The 23,210-nt window shown below is 62.7% G+C and carries 30 protein-coding genes and 3 pseudogenes; 24 read left to right on the forward strand and 9 right to left on the reverse strand.

Annotated elements, in window-relative coordinates; genetic code table 11:
- Nucleotides 1-217 precede the first annotated feature (217 nt).
- Both ATY80_RS10385 and ATY80_RS10390 read right to left on the reverse strand, forming a co-directional pair.
- Nucleotides 218-898: a peroxiredoxin-like family protein gene (locus tag ATY80_RS10385; RefSeq protein ID WP_088692349.1), complete on the reverse strand. Its 681-nt coding sequence runs from the start codon at nucleotides 896-898 to the stop codon at nucleotides 218-220.
- Nucleotides 899-1,064: 166 nt separating this feature from the next.
- Entirely contained in the window at nucleotides 1,065-1,772 is a 708-nt protein-coding gene (locus ATY80_RS10390) for a YafY family protein (RefSeq protein WP_088692350.1), read from the reverse strand.
- 88 nt (nucleotides 1,773-1,860) lie between these two features.
- Between ATY80_RS10390 and ATY80_RS10395 the strand changes: the two genes are divergently transcribed.
- Entirely contained in the window at nucleotides 1,861-2,259 is a 399-nt protein-coding gene (locus tag ATY80_RS10395; protein ID WP_088692351.1) for a VOC family protein, read from the forward strand.
- Nucleotides 2,260-2,401: 142 nt separating this feature from the next.
- On the opposite strand, the gene ATY80_RS10400 is transcribed toward ATY80_RS10395, so the two are convergent.
- Nucleotides 2,402-4,540: a transglycosylase domain-containing protein gene (locus ATY80_RS10400; RefSeq protein WP_088692352.1), complete on the reverse strand. Its 2,139-nt coding sequence runs from the start codon at nucleotides 4,538-4,540 to the stop codon at nucleotides 2,402-2,404.
- Nucleotides 4,541-4,727: 187 nt separating this feature from the next.
- On the opposite strand from ATY80_RS10400, the gene ATY80_RS10405 reads away from it, so the two are divergent.
- Nucleotides 4,728-5,216, forward strand: coding sequence for a YcgN family cysteine cluster protein (locus tag ATY80_RS10405; RefSeq protein WP_141105548.1), 489 nt, complete (start codon nucleotides 4,728-4,730; stop codon nucleotides 5,214-5,216).
- Nucleotides 5,217-5,223: 7 nt separating this feature from the next.
- Here the strand turns inward: ATY80_RS10405 and ATY80_RS10410 are convergent, their stop codons facing one another.
- Nucleotides 5,224-5,778, reverse strand: coding sequence for a TetR/AcrR family transcriptional regulator (locus tag ATY80_RS10410; RefSeq protein ID WP_088692354.1), 555 nt, complete (start codon nucleotides 5,776-5,778; stop codon nucleotides 5,224-5,226).
- A gap of 103 nt (nucleotides 5,779-5,881) precedes the next feature.
- Here ATY80_RS10410 and ATY80_RS10415 point away from each other — a divergent pair, with 103 nt between their 5' ends.
- Complete coding sequence (locus tag ATY80_RS10415) at nucleotides 5,882-6,793, forward strand: SDR family oxidoreductase (RefSeq protein ID WP_088692382.1); 912 nt, start codon at nucleotides 5,882-5,884, stop codon at nucleotides 6,791-6,793.
- 6 nt (nucleotides 6,794-6,799) lie between these two features.
- On the opposite strand, the gene ATY80_RS10420 is transcribed toward ATY80_RS10415, so the two are convergent.
- Entirely contained in the window at nucleotides 6,800-7,144 is a 345-nt protein-coding gene (locus tag ATY80_RS10420) for an MmcQ/YjbR family DNA-binding protein (RefSeq protein ID WP_088692355.1), read from the reverse strand.
- Nucleotides 7,145-7,309: 165 nt separating this feature from the next.
- Here ATY80_RS10420 and ATY80_RS10425 point away from each other — a divergent pair, with 165 nt between their 5' ends.
- Nucleotides 7,310-7,978: a hypothetical protein gene (locus tag ATY80_RS10425; protein ID WP_245306796.1), complete on the forward strand. Its 669-nt coding sequence runs from the start codon at nucleotides 7,310-7,312 to the stop codon at nucleotides 7,976-7,978.
- Between the two features lie 147 nt (nucleotides 7,979-8,125).
- Nucleotides 8,126-8,881 (forward strand): annotated as a pseudogene (locus ATY80_RS10430) (DNA-packaging protein); the annotation flags it as partial.
- A 4-nt stretch (nucleotides 8,882-8,885) separates the two neighbouring features.
- On the opposite strand, the gene ATY80_RS29990 reads toward ATY80_RS10430, so the two are convergent.
- A complete protein-coding gene (locus ATY80_RS29990; protein WP_259126774.1) occupies nucleotides 8,886-9,017 on the reverse strand; it encodes a hypothetical protein in 132 nt (43 codons plus the stop codon).
- A 150-nt stretch (nucleotides 9,018-9,167) separates the two neighbouring features.
- Between ATY80_RS29990 and ATY80_RS10435 the strand changes: the two genes are divergently transcribed.
- Together ATY80_RS10435 and ATY80_RS10440 are read left to right on the forward strand one after the other, a co-directional pair.
- Nucleotides 9,168-9,854 (forward strand): glycoside hydrolase family 19 protein, encoded by a 687-nt coding sequence (locus ATY80_RS10435; RefSeq protein WP_088692357.1) that lies wholly within the window; start codon nucleotides 9,168-9,170, stop codon nucleotides 9,852-9,854.
- Nucleotides 9,855-9,976: 122 nt separating this feature from the next.
- Nucleotides 9,977-10,288, forward strand: a complete 312-nt coding sequence (locus tag ATY80_RS10440) for a Dabb family protein (protein ID WP_088692358.1) — start codon at nucleotides 9,977-9,979, stop codon at nucleotides 10,286-10,288.
- A 10-nt stretch (nucleotides 10,289-10,298) separates the two neighbouring features.
- Here the strand turns inward: ATY80_RS10440 and ATY80_RS28895 are convergent, their stop codons facing one another.
- Nucleotides 10,299-10,466: a hypothetical protein gene (locus ATY80_RS28895; protein ID WP_088692359.1), complete on the reverse strand. Its 168-nt coding sequence runs from the start codon at nucleotides 10,464-10,466 to the stop codon at nucleotides 10,299-10,301.
- Between the two features lie 159 nt (nucleotides 10,467-10,625).
- Here ATY80_RS28895 and ATY80_RS10450 point away from each other — a divergent pair.
- The 7 genes and pseudogenes from ATY80_RS10450 to ATY80_RS10480 form a co-directional block, all read left to right on the forward strand.
- Nucleotides 10,626-10,995 (forward strand): annotated as a pseudogene (locus ATY80_RS10450) (phage portal protein); the annotation flags it as partial.
- Nucleotides 10,976-11,194 (forward strand): DUF6107 family protein, encoded by a 219-nt coding sequence (locus ATY80_RS10455; RefSeq protein WP_245306797.1) that lies wholly within the window; start codon nucleotides 10,976-10,978, stop codon nucleotides 11,192-11,194. The pseudogene ATY80_RS10450 and the gene ATY80_RS10455, both read left to right, overlap by 20 nt.
- Nucleotides 11,195-11,227: 33 nt before the next feature.
- A complete protein-coding gene (locus ATY80_RS10460; RefSeq protein ID WP_189637124.1) occupies nucleotides 11,228-11,812 on the forward strand; it encodes an HK97 family phage prohead protease in 585 nt (194 codons plus the stop codon).
- A gap of 21 nt (nucleotides 11,813-11,833) precedes the next feature.
- On the forward strand, nucleotides 11,834-13,084 hold the full coding sequence (locus ATY80_RS10465; RefSeq protein ID WP_088692360.1) for a phage major capsid protein: 1,251 nt from the start codon (nucleotides 11,834-11,836) through the stop codon (nucleotides 13,082-13,084).
- Nucleotides 13,085-13,164: 80 nt separating this feature from the next.
- Nucleotides 13,165-13,734 carry a phage head-tail connector protein gene (locus ATY80_RS10470; protein WP_088692361.1) on the forward strand — a complete coding sequence of 190 codons (570 nt, stop codon included), beginning with the start codon at nucleotides 13,165-13,167 and terminating at the stop codon, nucleotides 13,732-13,734.
- Nucleotides 13,734-14,009, forward strand: coding sequence for a phage head closure protein (locus ATY80_RS10475; protein WP_088692362.1), 276 nt, complete (start codon nucleotides 13,734-13,736; stop codon nucleotides 14,007-14,009). Before ATY80_RS10470 ends, ATY80_RS10475 begins: the two co-directional genes overlap by 1 nt.
- 56 nt (nucleotides 14,010-14,065) lie before the next feature.
- Nucleotides 14,066-14,554, forward strand: a complete 489-nt coding sequence (locus ATY80_RS10480; RefSeq protein ID WP_348626630.1) for a DUF3168 domain-containing protein — start codon at nucleotides 14,066-14,068, stop codon at nucleotides 14,552-14,554.
- Nucleotides 14,555-14,563: 9 nt separating this feature from the next.
- Here ATY80_RS10480 and ATY80_RS10485 read toward each other — a convergent pair whose 3' ends face one another.
- Nucleotides 14,564-14,956 (reverse strand): GFA family protein, encoded by a 393-nt coding sequence (locus ATY80_RS10485; protein WP_088692363.1) that lies wholly within the window; start codon nucleotides 14,954-14,956, stop codon nucleotides 14,564-14,566.
- Between the two features lie 99 nt (nucleotides 14,957-15,055).
- Nucleotides 15,056-16,270: an MFS transporter gene (locus ATY80_RS10490; RefSeq protein ID WP_088692364.1), complete on the reverse strand. Its 1,215-nt coding sequence runs from the start codon at nucleotides 16,268-16,270 to the stop codon at nucleotides 15,056-15,058.
- 84 nt (nucleotides 16,271-16,354) lie between these two features.
- Between ATY80_RS10490 and ATY80_RS10495 the strand changes: the two are divergent.
- The 10 genes and pseudogenes from ATY80_RS10495 to ccmE all read left to right on the forward strand — a co-directional run.
- Nucleotides 16,355-16,679, forward strand: a pseudogene (locus tag ATY80_RS10495) (phage major tail protein, TP901-1 family); the annotation flags it as partial.
- A 26-nt stretch (nucleotides 16,680-16,705) separates the two neighbouring features.
- Nucleotides 16,706-17,308 carry a glycoside hydrolase TIM-barrel-like domain-containing protein gene (locus tag ATY80_RS29545; protein WP_245306798.1) on the forward strand — a complete coding sequence of 201 codons (603 nt, stop codon included), beginning with the start codon at nucleotides 16,706-16,708 and terminating at the stop codon, nucleotides 17,306-17,308.
- The gene (locus ATY80_RS29995) at nucleotides 17,269-17,700 is read left to right on the forward strand and encodes a phage tail protein (RefSeq protein ID WP_280950674.1); all 432 of its coding nucleotides are present in this window, start codon (nucleotides 17,269-17,271) and stop codon (nucleotides 17,698-17,700) included. The genes ATY80_RS29545 and ATY80_RS29995 overlap by 40 nt, the downstream gene beginning before the upstream one ends.
- Before the next feature lie 40 nt (nucleotides 17,701-17,740).
- Complete coding sequence (locus ATY80_RS30000) at nucleotides 17,741-18,307, forward strand: phage tail protein (RefSeq protein WP_088703799.1); 567 nt, start codon at nucleotides 17,741-17,743, stop codon at nucleotides 18,305-18,307.
- Between the two features lie 302 nt (nucleotides 18,308-18,609).
- Nucleotides 18,610-18,858, forward strand: coding sequence for a hypothetical protein (locus ATY80_RS10510; RefSeq protein WP_018860059.1), 249 nt, complete (start codon nucleotides 18,610-18,612; stop codon nucleotides 18,856-18,858).
- Between the two features lie 53 nt (nucleotides 18,859-18,911).
- A complete protein-coding gene (locus tag ATY80_RS10515) occupies nucleotides 18,912-19,583 on the forward strand; it encodes a response regulator transcription factor (RefSeq protein WP_007801211.1) in 672 nt (223 codons plus the stop codon).
- The gene (locus ATY80_RS10520) at nucleotides 19,573-20,976 is read left to right on the forward strand and encodes a HAMP domain-containing sensor histidine kinase (RefSeq protein WP_088692365.1); all 1,404 of its coding nucleotides are present in this window, start codon (nucleotides 19,573-19,575) and stop codon (nucleotides 20,974-20,976) included. Before ATY80_RS10515 ends, ATY80_RS10520 begins: the two co-directional genes overlap by 11 nt.
- Before the next feature lie 118 nt (nucleotides 20,977-21,094).
- A complete protein-coding gene (locus ATY80_RS10525; protein WP_088692366.1) occupies nucleotides 21,095-21,520 on the forward strand; it encodes a hypothetical protein in 426 nt (141 codons plus the stop codon).
- A gap of 112 nt (nucleotides 21,521-21,632) precedes the next feature.
- A complete protein-coding gene (gene ccmI / locus ATY80_RS10530) occupies nucleotides 21,633-22,766 on the forward strand; it encodes a c-type cytochrome biogenesis protein CcmI (RefSeq protein WP_189637125.1) in 1,134 nt (377 codons plus the stop codon).
- Nucleotides 22,763-23,210 (forward strand): cytochrome c maturation protein CcmE (gene ccmE / locus ATY80_RS10535; protein WP_088692367.1); only part of this gene is annotated, 448 nt, incomplete at its 3' end. The genes ccmI and ccmE, both read left to right, overlap by 4 nt.

Below are 23,210 nucleotides of genomic sequence, written 5' to 3' on the forward strand. Positions count from 1 at the left end.
CGTCTTCCGGATGTCTGAATTCATTCGCCGTGGGTCAAGGGAAAGCGCTCGCGGGCATTCCGGCCGTTTTCGGCAAAAGCGGACGAGCGTCTGATCCGATTGAACTCTAACTGACAGCCCGTTGCGGTTGTTTGCGCTTTTAATCCTGACTATCAGCGATCAAAATCTTTCCCCCCCCCCCGATGAGGTGGTGCACGCTTGATGAATGGCGACGCCTTCAGCGTCGGAGGCTGCTGGCAGCGGCGAGCATTTCCGCCGCGTTTGGAAAGATGCAGAGGCTGTCAGGCCCGTCGTGCGCTTCAATTTGCACCCAGCGAACGATGCCATCGCCGTCGATGAGGAAGTGCCCGACAAGCTGTGTCGGGTGCCTTGCGAAGATGGCATGATCAACTTCAGTAAGCTCGAAGCCGTCTTGGGCGTTGAGTAAGGCATTGGCCGCCATCGGGTGTAACGCTTCCGGCAATTCGCCCGTCGGGTTAATGCGAGCGGCCTCGAATTGCTCCATGCTTGCCCGATAGGGCCATACTGGTTTCTCGCGGCTGTCCTCGGGCAGGAAGTCGCCGTGCGGCACGCCGAAGGCCCGGTGCGTGGAGCAATCCTGGTCACACAGGAGCACGGCCGGCGTCGGCCGGTGCTCGAAATATATGCGGGCGCGCTCCACCGGCGTGTTGATCACGGCAACTGTTTCCACCCCCGCGGCGCGCAGGGCAGGCTGTAGACTACCGAGTTGCCCCACCTGACGCCGGCAGAACGGGCAGTGCAACCCGCGGAAGAAGGCGATCAGAAAAGGGTGACCGTGAAGGCTCGCGAGTGAAACCGTTCCTTTTTGATTTGCCGACGGAAGTGCGAAGGCGGGTGCGTATTCCCCTGGTTGGAGCGGGCGCTTCTGGTCTCCCATGGCATTTGTCCTCTGCTAGGAGTTCAGGTGAATGCTGGGCTTGATCCAAGTCCAACACCTATCACGCCACGGCACCACTCGCCATGTTCACGGTGCAATCGGCTGCAGTGCGAAGCTTCAGAAGTCTTACGACGGCGACACGTCCCCTTTTGGCGGCCCGAAGCGGTCATTGCACCTCACGGGGTTTCCGCATTTCGGCATCGCGCCGCTGTTGCCATTGCTGCCTCAGCTTGCTCCTGGACATGCCTATAGATTCATCGAGAATCTCGACTTTGAGGATACGTTCGGTGCGGAAATGACGGAAGGCTTGTTTCGATTGGCACCACGCGATCAAGAGGCTGTGCGTGTCGGCATAGCCGAGAAGCACAGGCCACACGATGCGGCTGGTAACCGCGCCATCCGCCGCGCGATAGTCAAGCGCAAGCTTGCGGCCTTCCCTGATCGCCAACCTGAGCGGACGCGTGTCGCGTGTCACGTCGCCGCTGACATCATCCGGTTTGATGCTGACGGCGGGTTGGGTAATATAGGAAAGAAAGTCCTGCGGCATGACCGATGTGATCTTGGCCATTGCATCGCTCGCGGCATTCCGGATGGCCGCGTCGTTCAACCTTGCCACCATCTGAACGCCGAGCACGACGGCCTCGATCTCGTCAGGCGTCAGCATGAGCGGTGGCATGTCGTATCGTGGATCGAGGACGTAGCCGAACCCCGCTTCGCCTTCGATTGGAACACGCTGGGCAATCAGGTGTGCGATATCGCGGTAGACGGTTCGCCGCGCGACCTCAAGTTCATCCGCAAGCTCAGACGAGGTCACCGGGCGGCTCGACCGTCGAAGAATCTGGATGATCTGAAAAAGCCGATCTGCTTTTCGCATGCCTGATTACTCCTGCTGCCACAACGCTGTCAGCACGGCTGTGTCACAAAAGCAAGGAAAGAGATGGTCGTGCATCAGGGAGAAAATCATGAAGTTCGCATCCACCCGCCTCATTGCCTCGGATATCAACAGCATGGTGGCCTTTTATGAGCTTGTGACGGGCTGCCGCGCGGACTGGCTTGCGCCCGTCTTCGCCGAGATCGTCACCCCCGGCGCTAGCCTCGCAATCGGCAGCGCGGAAACCGTGGCCTTGTTCAGCGAGGGTAGCGCGGAGCCAAGAGCCAACCGGACGGCCATTCTCGAGTTCATGGTGCCGGACGTCGATGCGGAATTCGCGCGGCTCAAGGACCAGGTCACGGTCGTGCACGCACCCAAGGATTTGCCATGGGGCAATCGGACAGTGCAGTTTGCCGACCCCGAGGGGACACGCGTCGCCCTCTATACACCCGTAGCCGACGCCGCGAGACGGCGTTTCGCTGGCCGTTGATTGGCCAAAACCGTTGGCCGAAGCTTGTCTTTGAGGAACGTTCCGTGCGCAGGGGACCGCAACCAGCGCGGCTCGCCGACCGCTTCTGGCGCAAAGGGACCCCTTTTCGCCACGTTGATCCTCATGTACTCCCGGCGTGGCCCTACCCGGCGCTCGCCACCTTTTGCGCGGCAAGCGGCGGTGCCAACTTCAATGCCTGCCCAAGTTCCTTGAGAATGCGCGTGGATTCGACCGAGAGCATCCGAGGGCGAACGAGGGGAGGCGGGCTGCCTTCCTCCGGCTTAGTGGCGGCAACGGTCTTGGCCGTCTTGTCGGGTGGCAGCGGCTGCGCGCCGGGAATCTGCCGGAGCGTGATGCCCTGGTGGGCATAGTCCATGGCGCGCTTGAAGGTCATGGCGGGCAGCGAGCCGCCGGTCATCTTGTTCGTCGAGGTGTAGTCGTCGTTGCCGAACCAGACAGCGGCCGTGTAGTTGCCGGTGTAGCCGATGAACCAGGCGTCGCGGTAAGCCTGCGTCGTGCCGGTCTTGCCGGCGGTCAGGATGCCGTTGTCGAGCGCTGCCTTCCGCGCCGTTCCGACATAGGGGACGCGCGACAGCATCTGGTTCATGTAGGTATCTGCCTTCTCGGAGAGCACCCGTTTGGCGGGTGGCTCGTCGTGGTCGAAGTCGTAGAGGACGTCGCCGCCGTAATCGAGGATCTGCGTGATGCCGTGACGGCGCGACTGGTAGCCGCCTGCCGGGAAGACGGCGTAGGCGGTCGCCTGGTCGAGCACGGTCACCTCGGAGGTGCCGATCGGGATCGTCACGTCGTCGCGGATCGGCGTCTCGACGCCGAGGTTTTTCGCCATGGCGCGGATCGGCTGGATACCGAGCTTCTCCTTGGCAAGCCGCACCGGGATGGTGTTGATCGACTGGGCGATGGCGGTCGCGATGGTGATGCGGCCGGCATATTTGTTGGCGTAGTTGTGCGGGCTCCAGTTACCCCAGTAGATCGGCGCGTCGACGACGATGGTATCGGGCGTCATGCCACTCTCCATCGCTACGGAATAGGTGTAGACCTTGAAGGACGAGCCCGGCTGGCGCAGCGCCTTGGTGGCGCGGTTGAACTGGCTTTCGCCATAATCCCGGCCGCCGACCATGGCCCGTACCGCGCCCCCGTTTTCGATCACCACCATCGCGCCCTGCTTGGCGTGATAGCTCTCGCCATATTCGCGCAACGACGTCTCGACGGAATCTTCGGCGGCACTCTGCAGGCCCATGTCGATCGTGGTCCGAACGACCAGCGAATGCTGGTGGAAGCGCGGCGACAGGCGCATCACCTCGTCAAACGCCCAGTCGAGGAAGAAATCGGGCGATTCCACCTGGTTGCGGTCGACGACCGTCGCCGGATTGCGCCGGGCGGCGATGACCTGGCCCTCGGTCATCAGGCCGCTCTGTACGAGGTTGGTCAGCACCTCGTTGGCGCGACCGCGCGCCGCCGGCAGGTTGACGTGCGGCGCATATTTCGCCGGCGCCTTGAACAGGCCGGCGAGCATCGCGGATTCGGCCAGATTGACGTCGGTGATGCTCTTGCCGAAATAGAACTGTGCTGCGGCGGCAGCGCCAAAGGTACCGCCGCCCATGTAGGCGCGGTCGAGATAGGTGGAGAGGATTTCCTTCTTGGAAAGATTGGCTTCGAGCCACAGCGCCAGGAAGGCTTCGGTGATCTTTCGGTCGATCGAGCGTTCGTTGGAAAGGAACAGGTTCTTGGCGAGCTGCTGCGTCAGCGTCGAGCCGCCCTGCACGACTTCGCCAGCCTGGGCGTTGGTGACGAGCGCGCGGAAGAGGCCGATGACGTCGATGCCGAAGTGATCGAAGAAGCGGCGGTCCTCGGTCGCCAGCACCGATTTGATCAGCGCGTCGGGCAGTTCGTCGATCGGCACGGAGTTCTGGTGGATGACACCGCGATGGCCGATGACATTGCCATAGCGATCGAGGAAGGTGACGGCGTAGTCGCCGCGATTGCGCCAATCTTCCTTGGTAGCCTCGAAGGCAGGCTGGGCGAGGGTGAGCATCAGGACGGCGCCGACGGAACCCCATGTCAGGCCTTCGCCGGCCAGTTCGAAGATGATGCGCTTCCAGCCGCGGACACGAAAGCGGCGGAAGAAGATGGTGATGTCTTCCCAGATCTCGGCGGAGCGAAAACCGGCGTTCCAGATGGTCGAATCGATCCACGAGTCGATCTTCAAAAGCAGGTGGCGTTGCTTGCGCGGCCGTTTTTCTGGATTGTCCGGATCCGTCACGTCTTATATTCCCGCCCGATCAGTCACTTCGACGTCGGAGGAACCTGACGCCGGACTATGGCAAATCTGCCGACAGTGCCCCGGCGTAACCGGAGCTTGGTGAATCATTGGTTGATTTGCCTGACAAGAACAAGAGAAATGGAAGCTCTCACGCGATTTTGCGCGGAGCTGTTGCAAGAACGGAATGATGGAAGACATACCCTTCTGGAAGACGAAGACGCTCGCCGAGATGACGACGACCGAGTGGGAGAGCGTATGCGACGGCTGCGGCCTCTGTTGTCTCAACAAGCTCGAGGAGTGGGATAGCGGCGACATCTATTTCACCTCGATCCGCTGCAAGCTGCTCGACGACCACAGCTGTCGCTGTTCCTCCTACGAGAACCGTTGGGATTTCGTCCCCGATTGCGTCCAGCTCACCAAGGAAAACGTCGACGAGATCGCCTGGCTGCCGCCGACCTGCGGCTACCGGCTGATCAACGAGGGGCGCGATCTCTACTGGTGGCATCCGCTGGTGTCAGGCGATCCCGAGACCGTGCATGCGGCCGGCATTTCGGCACGCGGCCGGACAATCAGCGAAACCGAGGTCAAGGTCGACGACTTCGAGGATTACGTGGTGGATTGGCCGCTGACGGTGGGTGACGAACCGCGGGCACAGGAGCCAGAAACGGCCAAGTAGTGCCGGGCTAGGCGACAGTCTCAAGAAACTGGGCTAGCTCTCCACGCACATAGTCTTCGATCGAGCCCTGCGGCTCGAAGCCCCACCAGAGCAGGCAGCCCTGCCACTGGGAGAGCATCAGCCGTCCAAGCGGAGCTTTGCCTTGGGCGCCAAGGCATTGGTCGAGTGCTGCGGCCAGTGTCTTTCCCCAGGCCGCGCCGCGTGCGCGCAACGCGGGATCGCGCAGATCCTCCCGGAGTACCAGCAGGCCTTCCGCGTAAGAGGCGGCATCTTCGCCGTAGTCCTTGGAAAGTCCGGCGAGCAGGTCGACGGCGCCTTCGGCTGTCTCAGGAACGGATCGGATCAGCCGGGCCGTTTCCATGTCCAGCCGGTCCCAGGCGCGCAACAAGCAGGCCCGCCGCATCGCCGCCTTGGTACCGAAGCGCTGCACCAGCGTCGAGCCCGAAAGACCGCTGATCTTCGCCACCGCGCCGAAACTCGCCGCGTCAGGGCCTTCCGCATGGACGAGGCCCAGCACCATATCGAGAAGCTGTTCGTCCGAAAGCGTGCGGGGGCGCGGCATGAAGTTTCCTCTTGCGTTCGCGATGTATATGAACGAACGTTCGTTTATATTCAAGCTGAATGGTGAAGATCCATTGGCTTGCTCTAGTGTGGAGGACAAGCACATGACAGCGCTTTCCGGAAAGATCGCCCTTGTGGCCGGCGGCACGCGCGGTGCCGGTCGCGGGATTGCCGTGGAACTCGGCTCCGCCGGCGCAACGGTCTACGTCACCGGTCGCACGACGCGAGCAAGGCAGTCGGAATACGGACGCCCGGAGACGATCGAGGAGACGGCCGAGATGGTAACCGCTGCAGGCGGCGAGGGGATCGCCGTTCGCGTTGATCATACCGTGCCGGCCGAGGTCGAGGCGCTGGTCGACCGCATCCGCCGCGAACAGGGCCGGCTCGATATCCTGGTCAACGATATCTGGGGCGGCGAGCACCTGACGGAATGGAACAAGCCGGTCTGGGAGCACTCGCTGGACAAGGGGCTGCACATGCTGCGGCTGGCGATCGACACGCATCTGATCACCGCGCATTTCGCGCTGGCGTTGATGATCGAGCGTCCCGGAGGCCTGCTGGTCGAACTGACCGACGGCACGGCCGAATACAACGCCACGCACTACCGCCTCTGCCCCTATTACGACCTCGTCAAGACAGGCGTGATCCGCATGGCCTGGGCGCACGCCAAGGATCTCGCCCCGCATGGCGCGACAGCGGTGGCGCTGACGCCCGGCTGGATGCGCTCGGAAATGATGCTCGATATCTTCAGCGTCACCGAGGAGAACTGGCGCGACGCGACATCAGTGCAGCCGCACTTCGTCATCTCCGAGACGCCGCGCTTCACCGGCCGGGCGGTGGCAGCCCTTGCCGCCGATCCCGAACGCGCCCGCTGGAACGGCCAGTCGCTGTCGAGCGGCGGGCTCGCCAAGGTCTACGGCTTTGACGACATGGACGGCTCACGGCCGGATTGCTGGCGCTACATGGACGAGGTGATGGACGCAGGCAAACCCGCCGATGCCAGCGGGTATCGCTAGATCAGATTAGCCGGATGGGATGATAACGAACTGTCTTTGCAGCGTTTTCGGCGCCGCGTTCTGCCAGGCCTTGCGCACCAGATCCTGCACCAGCTCCTCGCTCGCCTTGCCATAGAAGAGCCGGGTCGAGCCACGCTGCCCCCAGCCGCCAGGCACGGCCGCCGTATCATCGGGCGCCACCGCCAGCGTCATGTGCTGCTGGTCGGGCGTCAGGCGGACGACGCAATAGTCCTGCTCCGGCATCGTCAGGAATATCTTGCTGCGCACGCGGAAATCGCGCGTGCCGTGGTGCGCGCTCTCGACCGCCTCCGGCAGGCTGAGCGCAAAGGAAATGAGCTCTTCCTGGTTCATGGTTGTAGAATTAGCACATGCTGATGGATGCGGGCCAATCAGAAAAACTCAAGCAGCGGCAGGCGTGCGGAAAATTTTCATTGATAGGAAAATAATCCTTGATGGCGTGACGGTCGTTTGATAGGGTTATGGCATAGTCGGAAAGTTGCGGGCGAAGCGGAGTGTTTGCCCAAGCTTTCCGGATCTGGAAGCCGGGCGTTCGACCCGGCTTTTGTGTTTCTGGTCGCCAAGGGAGAACTGGCCGCCCGAGGGTTCCCGATGATCGATATCGAGAGTTTCGAACCGGAGCTTTACGGCTTCTGGCCGCAGAGGCGTGTTTGCGGCGATCCGCTGCATCTTGAAGCGGATGACGCCGAGGCGAGGGCGGCGGCGGAGGCGAAGGCCTGTTTCCTCGAGACCAAGTCCGGTCCAGCCTCACCCGCCGAGGAGTTGCGGGTTCTGCTCAATGAGATGACGGCGGAGTTGCGCGACCAGTTCAGCGCCTTTCGCGAGCTGCGGCGGGCGGCGGAAGCGGCGTCCGCAGGCGGCGACGAGGCGGCGGCGAAGCTCGCGCGGGCCGATCTGAAGGCTGCGACCGATGCCATGTCGCTGATCGTGCGTACGCTGGAAAAGGTCGATCAGCTACAGCGGCAGATCGCCCGTGATCGCGAGCAGGCCGCGGAAGAGAACGATACTGCCATGGGGCTTGAGGATGCGAATAAGCGGTTTCTTGAGCGCATCGACGAGCTGGCGGAACAACGGGCGCGGCAACTCCTTGCCGAGTGGCAGGTTGCCGGTCCTCCCGGTCAAGGTGATGCCGCTGCCGGTGGCGCTCTGCACGTCAACACCGGTTGAGGGGCACGCGCCGCGCTCACTTCGGCGCCGCGTCACGAAGGCAATGGCGCGGCATGGCAAGGAGATGGCGGCCATCGCAACGGAACGGACAACGGTGCGGACGGCAGTGGAGGCGGGCCTGCAGCAGGGCGCCGCCCTGGTAGTTTTCCGCGCCAGCTTGTGACGACGACGCCGTGGCCGGTGCCGCTGGATCGCCGACACCGGCACGCAGCTGACGCGGATCAGCACGCTTGCCAACGCGGCCAATCTGGCGCCGGGCTTCATCGATGCGCTGGCGCACCGCTACGGCGGTACGCGGCTGGGGCGTCAGGAGCTCGACGGCGAACTGATCGGGGATCACGACGACGCACTCTGGCGGCGCGAGATGATCGAGGCTGCCACGATCCGCTTCACCGGTGAGATCAGGCGCATCGTCGTTGCCGTCGATCCGCCGGCGGCGGCCGGTGCTCAGTCCTGCTGCGGCATCGTCGTGGCCGGGCTGGAGGCATCGGGGTGCGCCGTCGTGCTTGCCGATTGTTCGGTCCAAGGTGCAAGCTCGGCCGGATGGGCGAGCGCGGTGGTGCGCGCCTACCGACGCTTCTCGGCGGACCGGGTGGTGGCGGAAATCAACCAGGGCGGCGACATGGTGACATCGATGCTGAAGAGCATCGACGAGAGCCTGCCGGTCTCGACCGTGCGCGCGACGCGCGCTAAATACTTGAGGGCCGAACCGGTCGCGGCACTCTACGAGCAGGGGCGGGTTGCCCATGCCGGGCGCTTCGTCGCGCTGGAAGACCAGATGTGCGACTTCGGCCCGGACGGGCTTTCTCCGGCTGCTCGCCCGACAGGCTGGATGCGCTGGTCTGGGCGTTGACGGCACTGATGCTGGAGGGAAATGGAGAACCCCGGGTGAGGGGTGTCTGAAAGACTAGCGTTGAGGTTGCTGTTGTGCCGGGCGCGGCGCCTGCTGCTCCGGGCGAACCTGACGCCATTCGTTCTCGAGCTGGTCGACGACATGCTGGGGAATGGTCGGCTGATTGCTGTTGGCCGGCTGTTGCATGCTCTCCTCCGAGTGCTTGATTTAACGGTGAGTTAATCACTGGCACGGCTTAAACTGCGTGTAAATCAGGCGCTTAAACACTTTAAACGATTGAATTAATTTTAATCGATTGAGGCGCAGAGCGCCGTACCACTTTTGAGGCTGACATTCATGGTTATCCACATCGACAGGCCCTTCTTCTTCGACACGGTCCGCGACGCGCTGTTCAAGGGAGCGCTTAATCAGCCGCAGGTGGAGGGCATGACGGCGATTCTTGACTTCTGGGAAGCGCGGATGGCGGAGGCAGATCCGCGCTGGCTCGCCTACATCATGGCGACCGCCTTTCACGAGACGGCCTATACGATGCAGCCGGTGCGCGAGACGCTGGCGACGACGGATGCAAGGGCAATCGAGATCCTGGAGAATGCCTATGCATCAGGCAAGCTCTCCTGGGTGAAGACGCCCTACTGGCGGCCGGACGAGGATGGCAAGTGCTGGCTCGGTCGCGGTCTCGTGCAACTCACCCACAAGCGCAATTATGAGGCCATGAGCCGGTTGACCGGTATCGATCTTGTGGCCGAGCCCGACCGGGCGATGGAGATGGACGCCGCCGTTTCGATCCTGATCGAAGGCATGGTGCAGGGCTCCTTTGCCACTCACAAGCTCGCCGACCATCTGAACGAGACGACAGATGACTGGGTCAATGCGCGCCGCATCGTCAACGGCACCGACCGGGCCGAAAAGCTTGCCGGCTACGGCAAGACCTTCCTTGCGGCCATCCGCCGCGAGCAGCCTGTAGGCCCGCTTGCGCGGTTGAAGGCCTGGCTCCTGCGTGCTATCGCGCGGGTCTTCGGCTAAAGCATGTCGCCCGAGGACGGGAACCGGCTTCGGGTAAAGGACATGCGCGAAAACAATAAGCCAAAACGCGCTGAGCGATCCCTTGGATCGCGGCGCGCTTTATACCCTGACAGGAGTTCCGCGTGATCCGCCACATCGTCTTTTTCACAGCGCCCGCGGAGCAACTGGACAAGGTGCGCGCCGGCCTGTCGATTCTGACAGCGATCCCGCACGCCCGGCTGCTGGAAATCGGCACCAACCTCAAGACCGACCAGCTCGGCACCGATGTCGACCTCGTCGTCTATGGCGAATTCGACGATGAGGCGGCCCTTGCCGCCTACAAGGCGCATCCCGATTACCAGCGCTCCATCGACCTTGTGCGCCCGATCCGCGAAATGCGCATGGCTGCGGATTACGAGAGCGATGCGGCGGTGAAGCAGCCGCTATTTACCTGACGGTCACTCGTCAACCGTCGTTCGATCTTGTCTTTCGCGCGTCCTTGTTTGTGGCCGATGCGGTCTTACCATCAGGTTCCTGGCCGAAATAAGTCCCGCCGAGGTGGCCGCCGCCGCTAGTGTTTTCAACCTGGCGCTCGATGCGTTTCTGGATTTCTTTTTCGTTCACCTTGCTCATCGGAGCCTCCATTGTTGGGATGGTGATCTACCAACAACCGTCCCGGACGCGTTTCGTTTCACTTTTTTCATATGGTCCGGCCGCCGCGCCGGACCCTGAAGTACCGGGCAACAGCTGTGTTCCCGCCTGCAGGCGCCCCCTAACCATAGGAACCACCTCATGAAACTCCGATCTCTCTTGCCGTGGGGCTCCGCGGCGGGTCGCAGGACCGTGCCCGAGAAGAAGGCTGCAGGCGTCTTCATGTCGCTCGCCGCAGAGGGGCGGGCGAGCTGGACGGGCCGCTCCTATGCGGCGTTGTCGTGCGAGGGCTTCATGAAGAACCCGGTCGCGCACCGCAGTGTCCGGCTGGTCGCGGAAGCCGCCACCTCGGTGCCGTGGCTGCTGTACGAGGGTGATCGCGAGCGGCCGGATCATGCCGTGCTGTCGCTGCTCGGCCAGCCGAGCGGACGCATGGGCGCCTGATTTCTTCGAGACGCCCTATGGGCACCTGCTTCTGTCAGGCAATGCCTATGTCGAGCCGCTGCTGGTGCTTCTTCACCGGCCTTGACTGCGGGACGATTTTCGGCGGGCCGACGGGCATCTGGATTGCCGAAAGGTTGGCGCTGGCGGATCGCCTCTCGGCCTCGGAGCTCGTGCTGTCGGGATCGGCGGCGGCACGCCTCTGCGCCTGGTGGGGGCTCGGCATCCTGTCGCGCATCGCCGGACGATACGGCGCGCGTGGGCGCTAAGCCGGGATAACAGTTTACAACGAGGAGAGGATTATGACCGCAAGCCGCCCGCTTGCGCGATCACTCATGGGCGCGGATACGCGCAAGTTCGCCAATCTCGAGCTCAGGGGGCTGCGGCGCGACGGCAGCTTCTACGGCTATGCCAGCGTCTTCGGCGAGGTCGATCTCGGCAAGGATGCGATCGAGCGTGGCGCCTTCCGCAAGTCGCTGGCCGAGCGCGGCGCCGGCGGCGTGCGCATGCTCTTCCAGCACGACCCGGCCGAGCCGATCGGCGCCTGGAAGACAATCCGCGAGGACAGCCGCGGCCTCTATGTCGAGGGCATGCTTGCCGAGGGCGTGGCCCGGGCGCGCGAGGTGCACCAGCTGCTGAAGAACGGCGCGCTCGACGGGCTTTCGATCGGCTTTCGCACCGTGCGGGCAAAGACCGACGCCAAGTCGGGCGTGCGCCGTATCCTCGAAGCCGACCTCTGGGAAATCTCGATCGTCACCTTCCCGATGCTGCCTTCGGCGCGCATGCAGAACATCAAGAATGCGCGGTGGTTCCGCGACAAGGAGACCGAGCTCGTCCGCGCCATGCGCCGGGCCGCCCGGATGATGCTGACAGAAACCTTCAGATAGGAAAACGGGACATGATGCGACATGCATGAGACAGGTTCGAGGATAGCGCCGGAAATCAAGGCGGCGCCGGAGATGACGGCTGTTTTCGACGAGTTCATGGAGGCCTTCGAAGCCTTCAAGGACACCAACGACCGCCGCCTCGGCGAGATCGAGGAAAAGCTGACGGCGGACGTCGTCACCCGCGACAAGATGGACCGCATTAGCAGGGCGATGGACCAGCAGAAAAAGGTGCTCGACCAGCTGGCGCTGAAGAAGGCGAGACCGCCGCTCGGCCGCGGCAGCGCGATCGGCATCGAGGCCAACGAACCCAAGGCGGCGTTCGAGCAGTATATCCGCCGCGGCGACGAGGCCGGTTTGCGCGAGCTCGAGGCGAAGGCTATGTCGGCGGGGACGGGGACCGATGGCGGCTATCTCGTTCCGCAGGAGACAGACACCGAAATCGGCCGTCGGCTCTCCGTCGTCTCGCCGATCCGCTCGCTTGCGACCGTGCGCCAGGTCTCCGGCTCGGTGCTTAAGAAGCCCTTCGCGACCACGGGCATGGCGGCGGGCTGGGTAGCCGAAACGGCGGCCCGCCCACGGACTTCAAGTGCCCAGCTTGCCGAACTTTCTTTCCCGACCATGGAACTCTACGCCATGCCGGCGGCAACGCAGGCGCTGCTTGACGACGCTGCTGTCGACATCGAGGCCTGGATCTCGAGCGAGGTCGATACCGTCTTTGCCGAGCAGGAGGGCACCGCCTTCGTCAACGGCGACGGCACCAACAAGCCAAAGGGCTTCCTCGCCTATACCGCGGTCGCCGACAGCGCCTGGAGCTGGGGCAATCTCAGCTATATCGCGACGGGTGCGGCCGGCGCCTTCAAGACGACGGGTGCCTCCGACACGCTTGTTGATACGATCTATTCTCTGAAGGCGGGACATCGCCAGATTGCCAACTTCGTCATGAACCGCAAGACCCAGGCCGAGGTGCGCAAGCTCAAGGATGGCGATGGCCGCTATCTCTGGCAGCCGCCGGCAACCGCGGGCGAGGCGGCTTCGCTCGTCGGCTTCCCCGTTGTCGAGGCCGAGGACATGCCCGATATCGCGGCCAATGCGCTGTCGATCACCTTCGGGGATTTCCGCGCCGGCTATCTCGTCGTCGACCGTACCGGCGTGCGCGTGCTGCGCGATCCCTATTCCGCCAAGCCCTACGTTCTCTTCTACACGACCAAGCGCGTCGGCGGCGGGGTGCAGAACTTCGAGGCGATCAAGCTCATCAAGTTCGCCGTGAGCTGACCGAGGCAGGGCGGGTGCGGCTGCCCCATCCGCATCCGCCCGCCGAACATGCCCTGCGCCACACCAATTCAGGATCGCCCATGACCTATGCACTGATTACCCCGCCGGTGGCGGAAGCGCTGACGCTTGCCGAGGTGAAGCCCCATATGCGGCTCGACGACGGCAACGAAGATGGGCTGCTGGCCTCGCTGATCCGCGTTGCTCGCGAGCATCTGGAGCGCACGACGGGCCTCTGCCTGATCACTCAGGTATGGCGCCTCCATCTTGAATCGATACCTGAAGACTGCGTGATTCAGATTGCCAAGGGGCCGGTGCAAGCCATTGAAAGCCTGAGCATTTACGATGAGGCAGGCGAGGAGTTGGTCTTGCCCGCGACCGGCCATGTGCTCGATGGCAATGCCCGACCGGCGCGTCTGGTGCTCGATCAGAGTTTGAATCCCCCTATCGCTGCAAACGGCATCCAGATCGATTTTTCCGCCGGCTTCGGCGAGAGCGGTGCGGAGGTGCCCGACACGCTGAAGCGAGCGATGCTGATGCATGTCGCCCAGATGTTTGCTTTCCGGGGTGCGGTGGCCGTCGAGGATCAGCCGGCGGACATACCTGTTGGCTACGACCGGCTGGTTGCGCCGTTCCTGATGCGCAGGCTCTGATGCGGTCCGTCTTCTTCGATCCCGGCCAGATGACCGCGCGGCTCGAACTGGAGGCGCCGGAAGAAGCGCCGGACGGGCAGGGTGGCGCGACCATCACCTTTGCATCAGTTGCCTCGGTCTGGACGCGGATCGAACCGCTAAGCGAAGTCCGCGAGGAGCGGGCGGGCGCTAATGTCTTCACGCTGACTCATCGTATCTGGCTACGGTTCCGCGGCGACATCAGGGCCGGGATGCGGCTGCGCAAGGGAGATCGGCTGTTTGCCATCGGCACCTAGCGCGATCCGGATGAGACGGGCCGCTACCTCTGCTGTCTCTGCGAGGAGGAAGGACGATGAGCACTGCCCTGGCAATCACACTCCGCGATCTGACGGAGATCCTGGCGAGGCTGTCGCGAGGTGGTGCGGGCAGCTCGCAGGCAAAGGGAGGCGGGAGCGATGAGCGCAGCCAAGGAATTGCTGACGGCGATCCATGCATGCCTGACCGGCGACGCCGCGATCGGCTGGTGACGGGGCGAAAGCTCCCATGCGTCGTGTTCGGCGAGCTCGACAGCAACGACTATTCAACCTCGACGGAGAGAGGCGAGGAGCATCTGTTTACGCTCGAAATCTGGATCGATGCCGGTGGACGAAAGCAGGCGCAGATCGTGGCTTCGCGTCTCCATGCTCTGCTGCAGGATGCGGCAATCGATCTTGGCCGGCACCACCTCGTCAGCCTGCTGCATGTCAGGACACTGAGCCGGCGCGAAGCGAAGACGAAGCTTTATGTCGCCGTACTTCGCTTCCGGGCCGTGACGGAGCCGATCGCCGCTGTCACCTCGTAGCGGCTCAATCTACTCCTCGAAGCGGCTCGTGGCGTCGCGATCGCGTTCGTAGTGTCTCGACAAGGGAAACGGCGGTAGCCACGACTCGCGGCGGATTGTCCAGAGTTCGTAGGTCGGTTTCAACTGGTCCGGAGCATCGAGCGAGCCGAGGTTTACTTCGACTTCATCCGCAGAGCGTCCGAAAACCGGGGAGCCACAGCGGGGGCAGAAGAACCGCCCGTCGTATTCGCGTGTTTCGCCTTCGACCGTCACCGCATCCTCAGGAAAGATCGCGGAGGCATGGAAAAACGCGCCGTGATGCTTGCGGCAGTCGAGACAATGACAAATGCCGACCCGATAGGGGCGTCCAGTTGCCACAATACGGACGTTGCCGCAGCGGCAACCGCCAGTGAACCGGTCCATGTTGCTTCTCCTCCAAGATAAAGCGATGGGCTTCTTATAACGAAGATGGGATGAGGACCTCAAATGTCTCGCCCATTGCCGCAGCTGCTTTCATCTCATTCAGATCGGTTCGTACACCCTGGTCGCGGCCTTGACCTGCGTAGCTAGCATGAGCACGAAGCCGAGCGACAGGATGGCGAGCGCGGCGCAGGTCGCGATTGCCGTTCCAGCGCCGGCCCGGTCGAGAATTGCCGTGAAGACGACGGGTGCGATGGCATTGGCGAGGTTCTGCGGCAGTGACAGGCGGGCCGATTGCAGCCCGAATTCGCGCGGCGAAAACAGCGCAAGCGGCAACAGGGCGCGGGCAACTGTCATGACACCGGAGCCGAAGCCGTAGAGCAGGATGAAGGTGATGAGCAGTGGTGTCGAGGGCGGGATCAGCAGCAGCATCACGAAGCTTGATACCATCAGGCTCACGCCCATTGCGGCGCTGAGGATCGGATTGCCGCAGCGGCCGAGGAGCATATCCAGGAAACGAGCGGAAATTCCGATCACGCCGCGCGCCGAACCAAGCTGCAATGCCAGCGCCGGCGAGGCGCCAGACTGGCGAAGGATTTCAAGCAGCGATGGCGACACCCCGAAGGTGACGAAGGTCGACATCGTCGTTGCCGCGGCAATCAGTAAGAACGCCTTGCGTTGTCCCGCTGGCGAAAGCGGCACCGGCGTTTCCTGTGTAGCTTTGCTATCTGCGGCAAAGGCAATCGGCTTCGGCAGGGCGAAAAGATGCAGCGGCAGGCAGACGAAAAACTGCAGCGCCGCGCAGATGAGAAACGTCATTCGCCAGCCGACGGTCGCGTTGAGCTGGCTGAGGATCGGCCAGAAGATCGCGCTCGAAAGGCCGGTAAACAGCATCAGGATGGCAATCACCCGTTTGCTGTCAGGCCCGGCGCGCTCGACGACGGCGGTATAGGCGGGGGCTGAAAGACCGAAGGCGCCGCCGGCACCGATGGCAGTCCAGGCAAGTCCATAGAGGACGAGGCCGTGCGCGGCTGACAACAGCAGCAGGCCGATCGTGAAGACGATCGAGGCGGCGGCAAGCACGCGCGCGGCTCCATGTCGAGCGAGCAGGCGGCCCGTCGCAGGGCCAACAAGGGCGCTGACGACCATCATGATGCTCAGCCCGCCGAAGACCACCTCATTCGGCAAGCCGAGATCCGGCGCAATGACGCGTCCCATGACACCGAGCATATCGAAGGTGGCGCCCCAGCCAATCAGCTGCGTGACGGCAAGCACGGCAATTGTCTGCACCGAGCGCAGGGGGATGGATAGAGACATGGCGGGCTTTGAAGCGAACGGGGTAGGGGCGCAAGGTCGTAGCAGCTTCGCCGTCTGGTTGAAAGTGACAAGTGGATGACACCAATGGGCGCCGACTGCGCCTGTTTTCTCGAAGGGATAGGACGATGGTGGGCGCAGAAGGGCAAAGACCTGCTCCTGAAGATATTCAACGGAACGAGCTACGAGACGGTGGCAAGGCTGCGGTCGAAACGGCTCGCCTTCAATGCCGAAACGGTCGACGTCACCGACGTCGAGAGCGCCGGGCGCTGGCGTGAACTGCTGGGCGGCGCCGGCGTGCAGCGCGCGTCGGTCTCGGGCCGGCATCTTCAAGGATGCCGCCTCCGATGGCCTGGTGCGGAACACCTTCTTCAACGCGGCGATCCTGAGCTGGCAGATCATCGTCCCCGATTCGATGCCGTCGGTATCGACAACTATATGCCGTGCGCCGATTGGCGGGACGACGATCTTACGAACGCCAGCCCCGACGGTTTCCGGACCGCCGATGACCTCCAAGCGATGACGACGGCGATTACGTCGGGCGAGGGGTTCGCTTGGTACTATGCGAGTGACGCGGCCCGCCGGGCGAGGGAGCGAAGCCCGATTTCGGACGGGCTCGCCGGAAGGTCTTGGGTCTTCCGCTACAAGGACATCGCGGGCTGGTGGTCCAATCCGCATCATGAGCGGATTGGCGGCGTGGAAATCCCGACGGCGACATCGTGGATCCCGCGCAGCAAGCCTGTCTGGTTCACCGAACTCGGCTGCGGCGCCATCGATAAGGGCGCCAATCAGCCGAACATCTTTGCCGATCCAAAGTCGGCGGAAAGTGCTGTTCCCTATATTTCCAACCGCACTCGCGCCATGCAGCGGCGTTTCCTGGAGGCGCATCATGCATGGTGGGGCAGTGGTCGCCCTCCGCCCGGAATGGTCGACCCGGCGCACCTTTTCGTCTGGTCGTGGGACGCGCGGCCTTTTCCGTCCTTTCCGCAGAATACCTCGACATGGAGCGACGGTGCCACTGGCGCATCGGACATTGGCTGAACGGCAGGCTCGGTGGCGGCACTCTGGCGGAGGTCGTGGCTGCACTGTTGCGGGATCACGGCTTTGACGATTTCGACGTATCGGAGGTCAGTGGGGACCTATTGGGATACGTGCAGGGTGATATTGCATCGGCACGCAGCCTGATCGAGCCGCTCCTGGAAGCGTTTCAGATCGATGCGATCGAAGATGCGGGGCTCCGGCGCTTCCGCTCCCGCATGCGGGCAAGCCTGCCGGCGCTGCCGGTCGAAATTCTTGTGGACCGCCAAGACGAGCCGCTATGGCAGGAGACGCGTGGTCATGACAGTGATTTTGCGGCCGAAGCCTTGGTGAGTTTCTACGATCCCGACCTCGATTATGAGCAGGCGAGCGCCCGCTCCCATCGCGTGGCGTAAATCGACGAACCGGATCATTCAGCAGGATCTCACAACCGTCATGCCGGAGGAGACGGCGCTTGCCGCTGCCGAGGTGTTACTGCGCGACAATCGCATTGCCAGGCGCTCCATCCGGTTTTCGCTGCCGCCGAATGAGATGCGCCTCCAGACGGGCGATATCGTTACACTCCCCAGCGGACCCCAAGGTCGCTTCCTGATTAACCGCGCCGAAGATGGCGATGCCCGCCAGGTGGAAGCGCGCGAATTCGCGGCGTCGGTCGGCAGTACCGTGGCGACGATTGTTGGCGGAAGGCCGAGTGGCGGCGGCGGTTCGAACCTGTTTTCTCCTATCATTCAACGGATGGATCTGCCGCGATTCGATGGCAGCGACCCCTCGAGCTTCGCCCGTGGAGCGGCCTTTGCAAAGCCGTGGACATCGATCGGGTTGTCGTCGTCTGCCACGGCGGAGGGATACAAGGGCAGGGTACTCCTCGATCGCCCGGCACGGATCGGCACACTAACAAGCGCGCTTGCGGCGGTGTTGTCGGCCGTTTCGACTGGTCACGGGCGCTCGAACTCGATCTGCTCTACGGTGGCCTGGGCTCGGCACCGGCGACCGCTGTTATGAACGGCGCCAATCTCCCAGCGGTCTTGTCCGCCAGTTGGTGGACTCGATCGTGAATATAGCTGGCGCACTTGGCGGTCTGCTGGCCGTTTATGAGCGGGTGACCGCCAAGGCAGCCATCAAATCCGTCGGTTGAAGCTCGTGCGGCGAGCGGGCGCTCTCGTTTGCTCCGCCGGATTTTCGAACACGCGTGGCGCGAATTCAAAATTGTTCTAAACATCAGGGATTACAAGGCATTCATTTGCCATTCAGGTCGCTTGAGTACATAGTCTGGGCCAAGTTAGTATCCATTGAAAGCATTGCACATGGCCTCTCCCTTGAGCGTCGCAGCGCTAGCCGCCGGGCTGGCGATAACGTCGCCCTCACCGGATAATCCGCGTACCCTGACGGTGCGCGTTGCAGGCGATTGCAGCGAGGCCGCGCGCGAGGTTGTGGAAAAAACGGGAGGCCAGCTGCTTTCCGTGCAGCCTGCGGGCGATAGCTGCATCATCACCGTTCTCGTCCAGGGCAACGGCCAGCGCCCGCGTAAGGTAACCGTCAAGGTTCCGATGTAGGCAGAATCGGCCTATCTAGACGCCGAAGAGATCAAGCGGAGTAAAGCGGACCGATGCGCATTCTCGTAGTCGAAGACGATGTCAACCTGAACCGGCAGCTTAGCGACACCCTCAAGGAAGCCGGCTATGTCGTCGATCAGGCATTTGACGGTGAGGAAGGGCACTTTCTCGGCGACACCGAGCCCTATGATGCGATCATCCTCGATATCGGCCTGCCGGAACTGGATGGCGTCACGGTGCTTGAGAAGTGGCGCAGCGCAGGTCGCGGCATGCCAGTGCTGATCTTGACGGCGCGCGACCGCTGGAGTGACAAGGTCGCCGGTATCGACGCCGGTGCCGACGACTATGTCACCAAACCTTTCCATGTCGAGGAAGTGCTGGCGCGCATCCGCGCCCTGATCCGTCGTGCGGCGGGGCATTCCTCGTCCGAGATCATCTGCGGCCCGGTGCGCCTCGATACCAAGAGCTCGAAGGCCACGGTCAATGGCGTCGCGCTGAAGCTGACGTCGCATGAATACCGGCTGCTTTCCTATCTCATGCATCACATGGGCGAAGTGGTGTCGCGCACCGAACTGGTCGAACATATGTACGATCAGGATTTCGATCGCGATTCCAACACGATCGAGGTTTTCGTCGGGCGCCTTCGCAAAAAGATGGGCGTCGACCTGATCGAAACGGTGCGCGGGCTTGGCTACCGCATCCAAGCGCCGAACAATGCGAATTAAATCACTTACTGCACGCGTCCTCCTGCTGACCACGATATGGTCAACCGTCGCGCTTGTCGTCATTGGCCTGCTGATCTCGACGCTGTACCGGAAGAGCGCTGAGCGCGGCTTTCAGGACCTGTTGCGCGCCCAGCTCTACAACGTCGTCAATTCCGTGACCATCGGCGATCAGGGAGCGCTTAGTGGAAGTCCGCAGCTCGGCGACCTGCGCTTTGCGCAGCCGAAAACGGGCTGGTACTGGGTCGTCGAGCCGCTCGGCACCTACACGGCCCCTCCGCTGGTGTCGCCGTCACTTGGCTCTGTCTCGATCCCTGTTCCCTCGGTTCTCGAAGCGCCCTTCGACAAGAACTACGAGCGCTACTACCAGGTAACCGATGCCTCGGGGAACCGTATCCACGTCGCCGAGACCGAGGTCGTTCTGGATACCGATGGCCGTGCCGCGCGTTTTCGCGTTACCGGCAACGTCGATGTTGTCGAAGACGACGTTCGCAATTTCTCCCACAGCCTTTACCTGGCGCTGGCCGGCTTTGGTGTCGGCAGTCTGATCGTCAATGCACTGGCCATTCTCTATGGCCTCAAGCCGCTCGACAAGGCGCGCGCCGCGCTCGAGCGCATTCGTGCCGGCGAGAGCGAGCAGTTGAAAGGCGCGTTCCCGCGCGAAATCTTGCCGCTCGCCAACGAGGTCAACGCGCTGATCGACAGCAATCGCCGCATAGTCGAGCGGGCGCGCATGCAGGTCGGCAATCTCGCCCACTCGCTGAAGACGCCGATTGCCGTGCTGCTCAACGAGGCGCGCGTCCTGGAACGCTCGCACGGTGATCTCGTGCGCAGCCAGGCGGAGGCGATGCAGGGTCAGGTGCAATCCTATCTGAACCGCGCCCGAATAGCCGCACAACGCGAATCCGTACTCGCCCGCACCGATGCGGAACCAGCGCTGGAACGGCTGGTACGCGTGATGCGGCGCTTGAACGTCGACAAGGAATTCGAACTCACGGTGGCGCCGCCGCATCTCGCGGTGGCCATGGAGCAGCAGGACCTCGAAGAGGTCGTCGGTAACCTTCTCGAGAATGCTGCCCGTTTCGCGGCGACCAAGGTTCGCGTCTCCGTCACAGAGGCGCCCGAAGACATCAAGGGCGCGGAGGGGAGCGGGCGTCGCCACTGGGTCGAGCTTGTTGTCGAAGACGATGGACCGGGGCTTGAACCGGATCAGATCCGCGAAGCGCTGAAGCGCGGCAAGCGGCTGGATGAAAGCAAACCGGGCACCGGGCTCGGGCTGTCCATTGTGACGGAGATTTCCAACGAGTATCAGGGACGGCTCGAACTATCCCGCGGGCAATGGAACGGGTTGAAGGCCCGCCTTATTTTGCCGGGCATCACAAAGGATGTTGCGTGAGCAACTGCTTGATGTCACATAGAGATAGGCAATTGCATAGCATGCTTTGCCTTATTGCCGACACGGCGCGGTGTACGTGTGGCGGCGTTAGATTCACACCTGATTCTGGTTCGACCGAATGATGCTACGTTCGCAAGGCATGATCGTTTCTTCGCTTCTCGTCGCTATGACGCTGTCTGGGTGCCAATCGACGAAGAGCGGTGGCTCCGGCGGGCTCTTCTCGCGGAAACCTCCGGCTTCGGCGACCTATATTGCGGCGTTGCAGGGCGGCATTATTGGTCGCAGCGGCGTGGAACTTAGCGATAGCGACCGCCAGCGCGCCCTCGAGGCCGAGTATCGTGCCTTGGAAGGTGCAGCAGTCGGTCAGCCCGTTGTCTGGAGCGGACGCAATGTCAGCGGCAGGGTCGTCGCGGCTGCGCCCTATCAGGTCGGCTCGCAGAATTGCCGTCAGTATACCCACAGCGTGACGATTGACGGCAAGGAGACGGTGGCGCGCGGTTCTGCCTGCCGAAACGACAACGGTAGCTGGTCGCCGCTCGGCTAACTCAGGTGACGGTAAGACTGACCGCTAGCGGTGTTGCGGCCAAACGCCTCAAATAATCGTCATTGCGGCTTTGCTTGTTGGAATAGGCGCTCGCTTCGAGTATTTGGCGGCTATGCTTTTCTGGATTCTTGTGGCCGCTCTGACGGCGGTTGTCGCTGCAATTCTGCTTTATCCGCTTTTGCGTGGTGGCAAAGCGGTCGATGACACGCGCGCCGGGGAGGCTGCCGTCTATCGCGATCAGTTGCGCGAACTCGATCGTGACCTCGCCGGCGGACTGATTTCAGCCGACGAGGCGGACTATGCGCGAGCTGAAATCGGCCGGCGGCTGATCACGGTGTCGGCCGCGCCGGTGACCGATCGCAACCTCTCGAAGCATCACCGTCTGTCCGAAGCCTTCGTGCTACTGATGCTGCCCATCGTCGGGCTCTGTCTTTACATTCTGGTGGGGCGACCGGATTTGCCGTCGCAGCCGCTGGAAGCCCGACTTGCGAACCCTGGCAACGATATGGCGATCCTGGTCGCCAAGGCCGAGCGGCACTTGGTGCAGAATCCCGATGACGGTAAGGGCTGGGACGTGTTGGCGCCGATTTACTTCAACACCATGCGCGTTGCCGATGCAGAAAATGCCTACAGCCATGCGATCCGCCTGCTGGGACCAAGCGTAGCACGGCTGGATGGCCTCGCCGAGACGTTGATGGCCAAGTCGGACGGCGTCGTCACCGAAGATGCGCGCAAGGTACTGGAACAGTCGCTTCAACTGCAGCCGGACAATCCAAAGGCAAGTTTTTACTTGGCACTCAGTATGGAGCAGGCCGGCAATGCTGCCGAGGCGAAAACCGCATTTGAGGCACTTGCCAAGCAATCGCCCGCCGACGCGCCCTGGCTGCCGCTTGTTGCCGAGCATATTGCGAGGAATGGCGGCGCGTTGCCGAGCGGCGCTGCGAATGCGCCGGGCAATCCGACGCAGGCGGACGCTGCGGCCGCAAAGAACATGAACGCTGGCGACCAGCAGCAAATGATTCAGGGCATGGTGGCAAGCCTGGACGCGAAGCTCACCGAGGACCCGAACAATCTCGAAGGCTGGTTGCGGCTCGTCCGCTCTTATGTCGTATTGAAGGACAAGGATCGTGCGGTTGGAGCTCTGAAACGCGGACTGGCGGCGTTTCCGGCTGACAGCGAACAAGGCAAGCAACTGCTGGCCCTGGCGCGAGAGCTCGAGATTGCGACGGAAGGAATGAGCGAATGACGCGCAAGCAGAAACGCTTGGCGATCATCGCTGGCGGCATGAGCTTCATCATTGCCGCCGTGCTGCTCGTCATGTTCGCCTTCAGCCAATCGGTTGCCTATTTCTACATGCCGGCAGACATTGCAAAGAACCCGGTGCCGCCGGGAACCCGGATCAGGCTCGGCGGTCTGGTCGGCGAGGGCAGTATCGTGCGGGGCGAGGGCTCGACGGTGCAATTTGCCGTCACCGATGCGACCGGCGACCTGGTCAGGGTACGCTATACCGGCATTCTCCCCGACCTCTTTCGGGAAGGTCAGGGCGTCGTGACCGAGGGTCGTTTCGAGGCGGGCAGCGACGTCTTCACCGCCGACACCGTGCTTGCCAAGCACGACGAGAAGTACATGCCGAAGGACGTCGCCGACAAGCTGAAGGCGCAAGGGCTCTGGCAGCAAGGGGAGGCGGCGC

It is taken from the genome of Rhizobium sp. R711, assembly GCF_002211365.1.
Lineage (GTDB): Bacteria > Pseudomonadota > Alphaproteobacteria > Rhizobiales > Rhizobiaceae > Rhizobium.

Bases quoted from the DNA above. Each gene is read 5' to 3' on its own strand.
- ATY80_RS10470 (WP_088692361.1), top strand. From the start codon at position 13,165: ATGACCTATGCACTGATTACCCCGCCGGTGGCGGAAGCGCTGACGCTT.
- ATY80_RS10460 (WP_189637124.1), top strand. From the start codon at position 11,228: ATGACCGCAAGCCGCCCGCTTGCGCGATCACTCATGGGCGCGGATACG.
- ATY80_RS29545 (WP_245306798.1), top strand. From the start codon at position 16,706: ATGCCGTGCGCCGATTGGCGGGACGACGATCTTACGAACGCCAGCCCC.
- ATY80_RS10415 (WP_088692382.1), top strand. From the start codon at position 5,882: ATGACAGCGCTTTCCGGAAAGATCGCCCTTGTGGCCGGCGGCACGCGC.
- ATY80_RS10520 (WP_088692365.1), top strand. From the start codon at position 19,573: ATGCGAATTAAATCACTTACTGCACGCGTCCTCCTGCTGACCACGATA.
- ATY80_RS10420 (WP_088692355.1), bottom strand. From the start codon at position 7,144: ATGAACCAGGAAGAGCTCATTTCCTTTGCGCTCAGCCTGCCGGAGGCG.
- ATY80_RS10395 (WP_088692351.1), top strand. From the start codon at position 1,861: ATGAAGTTCGCATCCACCCGCCTCATTGCCTCGGATATCAACAGCATG.
- ATY80_RS10475 (WP_088692362.1), top strand. From the start codon at position 13,734: ATGCGGTCCGTCTTCTTCGATCCCGGCCAGATGACCGCGCGGCTCGAA.
- ATY80_RS28895 (WP_088692359.1), bottom strand. From the start codon at position 10,466: ATGAGCAAGGTGAACGAAAAAGAAATCCAGAAACGCATCGAGCGCCAG.
- ATY80_RS10385 (WP_088692349.1), bottom strand. From the start codon at position 898: ATGGGAGACCAGAAGCGCCCGCTCCAACCAGGGGAATACGCACCCGCC.
- ATY80_RS10410 (WP_088692354.1), bottom strand. From the start codon at position 5,778: ATGCCGCGCCCCCGCACGCTTTCGGACGAACAGCTTCTCGATATGGTG.
- ATY80_RS10485 (WP_088692363.1), bottom strand. From the start codon at position 14,956: ATGGACCGGTTCACTGGCGGTTGCCGCTGCGGCAACGTCCGTATTGTG.
- ATY80_RS10490 (WP_088692364.1), bottom strand. From the start codon at position 16,270: ATGTCTCTATCCATCCCCCTGCGCTCGGTGCAGACAATTGCCGTGCTT.
- ATY80_RS10480 (WP_348626630.1), top strand. From the start codon at position 14,066: ATGAGCACTGCCCTGGCAATCACACTCCGCGATCTGACGGAGATCCTG.
- ATY80_RS29995 (WP_280950674.1), top strand. From the start codon at position 17,269: ATGGAGCGACGGTGCCACTGGCGCATCGGACATTGGCTGAACGGCAGG.
- ATY80_RS10515 (WP_007801211.1), top strand. From the start codon at position 18,912: ATGCGCATTCTCGTAGTCGAAGACGATGTCAACCTGAACCGGCAGCTT.
- ATY80_RS10390 (WP_088692350.1), bottom strand. From the start codon at position 1,772: ATGCGAAAAGCAGATCGGCTTTTTCAGATCATCCAGATTCTTCGACGG.
- ccmI (WP_189637125.1), top strand. From the start codon at position 21,633: ATGCTTTTCTGGATTCTTGTGGCCGCTCTGACGGCGGTTGTCGCTGCA.
- ATY80_RS10510 (WP_018860059.1), top strand. From the start codon at position 18,610: ATGGCCTCTCCCTTGAGCGTCGCAGCGCTAGCCGCCGGGCTGGCGATA.
- ATY80_RS10435 (WP_088692357.1), top strand. From the start codon at position 9,168: ATGGTTATCCACATCGACAGGCCCTTCTTCTTCGACACGGTCCGCGAC.
- ATY80_RS10465 (WP_088692360.1), top strand. From the start codon at position 11,834: ATGCATGAGACAGGTTCGAGGATAGCGCCGGAAATCAAGGCGGCGCCG.
- ATY80_RS29990 (WP_259126774.1), bottom strand. From the start codon at position 9,017: ATGCAACAGCCGGCCAACAGCAATCAGCCGACCATTCCCCAGCATGTC.
- ATY80_RS10405 (WP_141105548.1), top strand. From the start codon at position 4,728: ATGGAAGACATACCCTTCTGGAAGACGAAGACGCTCGCCGAGATGACG.
- ATY80_RS10525 (WP_088692366.1), top strand. From the start codon at position 21,095: ATGATGCTACGTTCGCAAGGCATGATCGTTTCTTCGCTTCTCGTCGCT.
- ATY80_RS10455 (WP_245306797.1), top strand. From the start codon at position 10,976: ATGTCGAGCCGCTGCTGGTGCTTCTTCACCGGCCTTGACTGCGGGACG.
- ATY80_RS30000 (WP_088703799.1), top strand. From the start codon at position 17,741: ATGCCGGAGGAGACGGCGCTTGCCGCTGCCGAGGTGTTACTGCGCGAC.